Source organism: Lentzea aerocolonigenes (assembly GCF_000955955.1).
GTDB lineage: Bacteria > Actinomycetota > Actinomycetes > Mycobacteriales > Pseudonocardiaceae > Lentzea > Lentzea aerocolonigenes_A.
On record NZ_JYJG01000363.1, the window covers coordinates 1 to 4448 of the forward strand.

Here is a 4448-nt window from a genome sequence, read left to right on the forward strand (position 1 = left end):
CCTTGGAATCAACCGTCTAGCCGCCGGGCACGGCGTCCCACTCCGGTGCCGAGATCAGCCCGCGGGCACAGCCCAGTGCCACGGCGTGCGGCCGGTTGAGCGCACCCAGCTTCACGAACACGTGCTTCACGTGCGTCCGGATCGTCTCCGCGCCGACTCGCAACGTGCTGGCGATGCGTTCGGTGCTGTAGCCGCGTGCGATCAGCCCGAGCACCTGGATCTCGCGCGCGGACAACGGCGGCGCGGCGCCGGGCACGATGTCGCGCAACAGGATCGCGAGCTCGCTGCGCGCTGCCCGCAACGACAGCAAAGCCCGGACGCCGCCGGGCACCTCGAGTCCCGGTGGTGGCTGAGTGGTCTCGTGCAGCACCACGAGGACGAGCGACGGCGCGGTGTGCTCGAGCACCTCGCACACGTACAGTCCCGGATCACTCGCGAGCTCGACCAGCAGGACGTCGACCGCGCTGCGGGCGACCAGCTGGAACACCTCACCGGCGTTGGGGACGACACCGCACCACCAAGCCCCCGCCGCCGTCACCGCGGTGGCGACTCCCTCGGTGTAGAGGGACGCCGTGCCGAAGCACGCGATCCGGACCTGACCTGACTCCGCCATCACCCGCCGCCCTCCACTCAGGACGTTCCAGCACACCCGCGGCGCCCACCCCGCAGGGGCGCCGCGGGTGATGTCCGATCAGGACGTCATCCGGTAGCGCAGATCCTCCGCGGGGAGCACGTACCCGTTCATCCACGTGACGTCCATGGTCAAGACGAGCATCCCTGGCAGCTCGTGGTCGACGTGGCGGAGCCTGCCGAGCGCGGTGACCCACCACCCGAACCCGGCGTCGCCCCTCACGTCGTCCGCCTCGAACGCGACCACCTGTTCGGCACGCGCGGCAGCGGCCAGTTCGGCGTTCGGGCCGCTGCGCATCAGCAGGCCTCCGCCGGTGACGACGTGCCGCACGACCGCCACGGCGGGCAGCGCGTGCGAGGTGAACGAAAGCCTGCCGTGCGACACACCGGCGATGAGCCCGAGCAGGTTCGCGGGCTGCAACTGTGTCGTGTCCACGTTCCCGTCCATACCGGTCAGACCATCGTCCGGCACAGTCCTTACGCGACTACCTCCTCGACCGCCGCGCTGAAGCCGCGACCAGCACACCCAGCACGACGACCCGCAGCAGTGCGAGTACCGCGAGCAGACCGCCCAATGTCATGACGACGACCTGCATCACCGACCGGGCGTCGGAGAACGGGCCCACCACCATCGTCACGACGACGGAGACCACGAACGCGAGCAGGGCGCCGGCACCGAGGAAGAACCCGATCCGGCTGTGGGTCTTCTGCGGTGTCTCGGCTCGGCCGGCCTGCTCGTCCTGCCACACCATCGTGTCCACGGCGTGCTCCCTGGGTGCTCAGGTGGTTCGTACGCCGATGCAGACCCGTCCGATCAGACGGCCTTACGCGCGGATGCGAGAAAACCTCGAACAGGTGACACGAGGCTCATTCGTCCACGTCGTAGGTGTAGAACGCGCGGTGGTCGAGCATGTCCTGCGGTGTCACGTCGCCCCAGGGTTTCATCGCGTCGGCCGCTCCGACCACGCCGGGCTCGCGGCGTTTCGGCTCGTACGACGCACCGTGCTCGGCCTGCCACTGCGCCCAGAGCAGGTCGATGAAGCAGTGGTGCAGCCAGAACACCGGGTCGTTGGGCGAGGCACCGGTCGCCATGTGGCCACCCACCCAGACGTGCACCCGGTTGTGCAGGTTCGGTCCACGCCAGCCTTCGAGCAGGTTGCGCAGCCCCGATGACGACGAGCTGTTCCACGGCCGCACGTCGTAACGGGGTTCGGCCAGCACCTTCAGCACGTCCTCCGCGGTGGGCAGCGCCGGTTCGTGCACGGCGAGCGTGCGGCACAGGTACGAACGGCTGTCGGTGCGCGCGATGATCTTCCACTTGCCCGTGTCGCCGGCGAACGGGCCGGTCATCACCTTGCCGTCGGAAGTTCTGCCGGTGCCGCCGAGGAAGTCCGGCGCCCACAACGAGGACCGGGTGGAGCGGTCGTCGGTCCAATCCCAGTAGGGCAGCGTGACCGCCGGGTCGACTTCCTGCAGCGCTCGTTCGAAGTCGAGCAGGAAGCGCCGATGCCACGGCAGGAACGACGGCGCGCGGTGCGCGAGCCGGTCGCCGACGTCGCTGTCGCTCATCGCGAACTCCTGGTGCGTCACCACGAACTCGTCGTACCTGCCGGTGCGCTTGAGCTCGAGCATTGCCGCGACGAACCGGGCCTTCTCCTCCGAGGTCAGCGTCGCCTGGTTCTTGCGGATCACGCCGCCACCTCCAGTGCCGCGCCCCGCAACGACTCGGCGGCCGCGCGCGCCGCCGCCTTCAGCGTCGGGAAGCTCTGGTAGTGGTTCACCGATGTGACGTACCGGCCGTCAGCTCCGCGCATCACATGCAACGGCACACCGTCCACAGTGACCACCGGTTGCCCGTGGTGGCCGTGCACACCCCGGTCCCGCCGGTCGAGCTCCACCTGCGCCTGCGGCCCGCCGCCGGTGATCCACCGGCCCTGGTACCGCTCGGCGAAGAAGGGCTCCCCGCCGGTGGCCGCCCTCGCGCCGAGCTGGTTCACCCCGAGACCGACCACTCCCACCGTGCCCACCAGACCGCCGAGCACGTGTCCGATCAGCGACCGCCGAGTCATCTCGCCTTGCACACCAACCTCCAAACGCAGTGGAACGTCTCGATGACTCTGCGTCGCCGCCGGGCGCCGGGCACCGTCCGTCCGGCTGCCGCGCGGACGAGGGCGGATGGCCCGATCGGTTGTCCGATCGGGTGTGCGGACCCGCGCCTCGCGATGACGCGATCGGTCACTGCCCAGCGCCGTCCGCGTTCCGTAGAACTTCTTCCCTACGCATCAACGAAACGAAGGAAGTTCGTTGCCACACAACAAGAAGCGACTCCTCTGCCTCGTGCTGACCGCGACGCTGTGCCCGGCACCCGCCGCCGTGGCGGCCGACGTCGCCGTCGACACCGACCACAACGGAGTCGTGACGGCAGTGCGCCCGCGCACCTCCCCCGCCGCATCCGCCGACCCCGCGGCGGCCGCGGCCGCGCACCTCCCGCTGGTCGCGGACGGCTTCCACACCGAGCGAGGCACGCTGCACCAGGTCAGCGTCCGCACGCTGCAGGGCGGCAGCGTCGTGCGCTACCGCCAGGAGTTCGACGGCGTCGCGGTGCTGGGCGGCGAGGTGACCCAGACGCTGGACGAACGCGGCGCACTGGTCTCCGCACAGGGCCGCACCACGCGCCGGGGCTCGAAGGCCTTCCCGGCCGTCGACGAGGCCGCCGTCACGCGCACCGCCGTCACGACCGCGGCGAACCGGAGCGGCGTCGACCCGGCCGCGCTGGTCGCCTCACCGGCGCAGCGCCGCTGGTACGACGCCCGCCTGCTCGGCCTGCCCGGTGACGGCACGACCGCACCCGCCTACCTCGTCTCCGTGCGGGGCAAGGGGCAGCACTGGGAGATCGTCGTCGACGCCGCGAACACGAAGGCGCTGACCGCGTGGGAGTCGACCGAGAAGGTGAACAACCGGGTCGTCTGCGACGCGAGGCACAAGGAGGTGATGACCTGGTTCACCACCGAGGAGAAGCTGCAGACCGACGTCAGGTGCGGCACCGCGTTCCAGGCCACCCGCACCGAGGACGGCCTCGCCAGCGGTGAGACCGACGTGGACAACGTCTACGAGTACCTCGGCCACACCAGCGCGTTGTACGCCAAGCACCTGCGCGTCGACCTGACCACGATGCTCGGCACCGACGTCGGTGACGGCAACGGCAAGGCGCTGCGCGCCACCGTCCGGCTGTGCAGCTTCGAAGAGGGTTGCCCGTTCCTCAACGCGTTCTGGGACGGCGAGCAGATGGCGTTCGGCGAGGGCGTGACGACGAAGGACGTCACCGGCCACGAGGTCACGCACGGCGTCACGCAGCACATCTCCGGCCTGCTGTACCGCGGTGAGAGCGGCGCCATCAACGAGTCGCTGTCCGACATCTTCGGCGAGTTCGTCGACCAGGTCGGCGCGGGCAAGGCCGCGAGCACGCGGTGGCAGATCGGTGACGGCTCGTCGCTGGGCGTGATCCGCGACATGGCCGCCCCGCGCACGCACCAGCAGCCGGAGCAGGTCAACGGCGAGTTCTGGGTCACCGACGCGAACCCGCACCTCGACAGCGGTGTCGGCAACAAGGCGGCGTTCCTCATCGCCGACGGCGGCTCGCTCGGCGGCGAGGACGTCTACGGCATCGGCCTGGACAAGTCGATCGCGCTGTGGTGGGCGGTGCAGAACCAGCTGACGCCGGCGTCGACGTTCCGCGACCTCGGCACGGCGCTCACCACCGCCTGCACGCTGAACGCCCGCGCCGCGGTCGCCGGCACCACGCCGCTGTCTCTTATACA

At 70.2% G+C, this 4448-nt stretch carries 6 protein-coding genes; 1 reads left to right on the top strand and 5 read right to left on the bottom strand.

From position 1 onward, the window contains the following. Positions 1-16: 16 nt before the first annotated feature. The 5 genes from UK23_RS38240 to UK23_RS49325 all read right to left on the bottom strand — a co-directional run bounded on the left by UK23_RS38240 (position 17) and on the right by UK23_RS49325 (position 2699). The gene (locus UK23_RS38240) at positions 17-613 is read right to left on the bottom strand and encodes a helix-turn-helix transcriptional regulator (protein WP_045316666.1); all 597 of its coding nucleotides are present in this window, start codon (positions 611-613) and stop codon (positions 17-19) included. A gap of 78 nt (positions 614-691) precedes the next feature. Beyond that, a complete protein-coding gene (locus UK23_RS38245; RefSeq protein ID WP_196778072.1) occupies positions 692-1066 on the bottom strand; it encodes a pyridoxamine 5'-phosphate oxidase family protein in 375 nt (124 codons plus the stop codon). A gap of 49 nt (positions 1067-1115) precedes the next feature. Continuing rightward, positions 1116-1391 carry a hypothetical protein gene (locus tag UK23_RS38250; RefSeq protein WP_045316667.1) on the bottom strand — a complete coding sequence of 92 codons (276 nt, stop codon included), beginning with the start codon at positions 1389-1391 and terminating at the stop codon, positions 1116-1118. A 106-nt stretch (positions 1392-1497) separates the two neighbouring features. Further along, entirely contained in the window at positions 1498-2322 is an 825-nt protein-coding gene (melC2, locus tag UK23_RS38255; protein WP_045316668.1) for a tyrosinase MelC2, read from the bottom strand. Continuing rightward, positions 2319-2699: a tyrosinase family oxidase copper chaperone gene (locus UK23_RS49325; protein WP_082115310.1), complete on the bottom strand. Its 381-nt coding sequence runs from the start codon at positions 2697-2699 to the stop codon at positions 2319-2321. The genes melC2 and UK23_RS49325 overlap by 4 nt, the downstream gene beginning before the upstream one ends. A 235-nt stretch (positions 2700-2934) precedes the next feature. Between UK23_RS49325 and UK23_RS38265 the strand changes: the two genes are divergently transcribed. Continuing rightward, positions 2935-4448: M4 family metallopeptidase (locus tag UK23_RS38265; RefSeq protein WP_196778073.1), on the top strand; the 1514-nt coding region annotated here is incomplete at its 3' end.

Bases quoted from the DNA above. Each gene is read 5' to 3' on its own strand.
- UK23_RS38240 (WP_045316666.1), bottom strand. From the start codon at position 613: ATGGCGGAGTCAGGTCAGGTCCGGATCGCGTGCTTCGGCACGGCGTCC.
- UK23_RS49325 (WP_082115310.1), bottom strand. From the start codon at position 2,699: ATGACTCGGCGGTCGCTGATCGGACACGTGCTCGGCGGTCTGGTGGGC.